The sequence below is a fragment of the Ruegeria sp. BHSB058 genome, from assembly GCF_059613285.1.
In genome coordinates, this window is record NZ_JBXWSF010000178.1 from 1 (window position 1) to 1,773 (window position 1,773).

General features: G+C 52.8%; 1 protein-coding gene and 1 pseudogene. Both read left to right on the forward strand.

The genetic code is table 11. From position 1 onward, the window contains the following. Positions 1-224 (forward strand): annotated as a pseudogene (locus AC2FNB_RS21145) (TRAP transporter small permease subunit); the annotation flags it as partial. An 86-nt stretch (positions 225-310) separates the two neighbouring features. Next, positions 311-1,573 (forward strand): TRAP transporter large permease, encoded by a 1,263-nt coding sequence (locus tag AC2FNB_RS21150; protein WP_496748695.1) that lies wholly within the window; start codon positions 311-313, stop codon positions 1,571-1,573. The last annotated feature ends 200 nt before the right edge of the window (positions 1,574-1,773 follow it).

Sequence of the window (1,773 nt, forward strand, 5' to 3'; positions counted from 1 at the left end):
TTTGCGCCTTGGCATCATTCTTCTTCACGCTTTCCACTTGGGTTGCGGTGGAGCGCGCACTCTTCACCCCAGGTGGAGATTGGAGAATTGAGACATCAGGAACAGCCTTCAACGCACCTTACCCAGGTCTGCTCCGAGGCTTTCTGTTCGTCATCCTACTCGTACTCACACTTCAGTTCATCATCCTGACCGTGAACTACGCTCGCAAGAAAGCTGATCACTGATGGAAGTTTTGAACGACATAATGGTCTGGATCGCGGCGTTACTACCCGATTTCAAATCCTGGGGAATTGAACTTGTTACTGCAGCGATGTTTGCATCGCTGCTCATCCTTCTGTTGACCGGTATGCCGCTGGCATTTGTGACCCTTCTTGTTGCGTTGATGTTCGCACTTGGATGGTTTGGTCCGAATGCCGTCCCGCTCATCACCAGTCGAATATTCACCTTCGTGAACTCCTTCGTTTTCGTGTCCGTACCCATGTTCGTCCTCATGGCGGGCATCTTGGACCGGTCAGGTATTGCTCGCGATTTGTTCGACGCCATGCGCCTTTTTGGGGGTAAGCTGCGTGGCGGCGTCGCGATCCAAACGCTCTTTGTTGCGGTCGTATTGGCGGCGATGTCTGGCATCATCGGTGGCGAGGTTGTGCTTCTTGGAATGATGGCGCTGCCGCAAATGCTGCGCCTCGGATATGATCGCAAGCTCGCCATTGGCGTCTGTTGCGCGGGCGGTGCGCTTGGCACCATGATCCCGCCGTCGATTGTTCTGATTATCTATGGCCTTACAGCCAATGTCTCGATCGGCGATCTCTTCACGGCTTCTTTTTTACCCGGCTTGATGTTGGCAAGTTTCTACATTGGCTATGTCTTGTTTCGCGCCTATCAAAATCCGGCTGTGGCACCCGTTGCTGATTACGCCGAGGTTGATCGTGCTGAAGTCTTCCGTTTGCTGAAGGGACTGGTTCTCCCGCTCATGGTGGTCGTCTTCGTTCTTGGCTCGATTTATGGCGGTATAGCATCTGTAACTGAGGCGTCCGCCATCGGGGTACTAGGTGTCACCCTATCAACCGTCATCCGAGGTGAGTTCACCTGGAACATGCTGTTCTCAGCCTCACGTCAAACGCTGGCGACAGTCGGTATGATCGTCTGGATTGGTCTCGGTGCAACGGCACTTGTGGGTGTGTTTAGCCTTATGGGCGGTATCCGCTTTGTTGAGGAGCTCATCACTGGAATCTCAGACAATCGTCTGATCGTTCTCCTCTTCATGATGCTCATCCTGTTCATCCTTGGGATGTTCCTCGACTGGGTCGGTATCGCGCTTCTGACGCTTCCAATCTTTGTGCCGATCATCATCAAGCTTGGTTACGATCCCATTTGGTTTGGAGTTCTGTTCTGCATGAACATGCAGGTGAGCTTCCTGTCGCCTCCATTTGGACCCGCAGCCTTTTACCTCAAGAGCGTCGCACCAAAGGATATCGGTCTGGGTGAAATATTCGCCGGACTACTGCCATTCATCTGCCTCCAGATCCTGGCGGTGGCGATGTTGATCATCTTCCCTTGGATCGCAATCCATTGAGCCCGAGGAAACAAGTAAGAGGAAAGAACAGCCAATTACGATGCCTATTGAACATAAACTTCACTATCGGATCTTGACGTTCACGCAGGGTTTTCCCGGCCCCAAAGCCTGGCAAGCGAACCTAGCTGGAAATTTCCCCTGCCAACACCGCTCTTCCGTGCACCGCCAAAGTTGCTGAAAACCTCTGGCACCCAAACTTG

Bases quoted from the DNA above. Each gene is read 5' to 3' on its own strand.
- AC2FNB_RS21150 (WP_496748695.1), top strand. From the start codon at position 311: ATGTTTGCATCGCTGCTCATCCTTCTGTTGACCGGTATGCCGCTGGCA.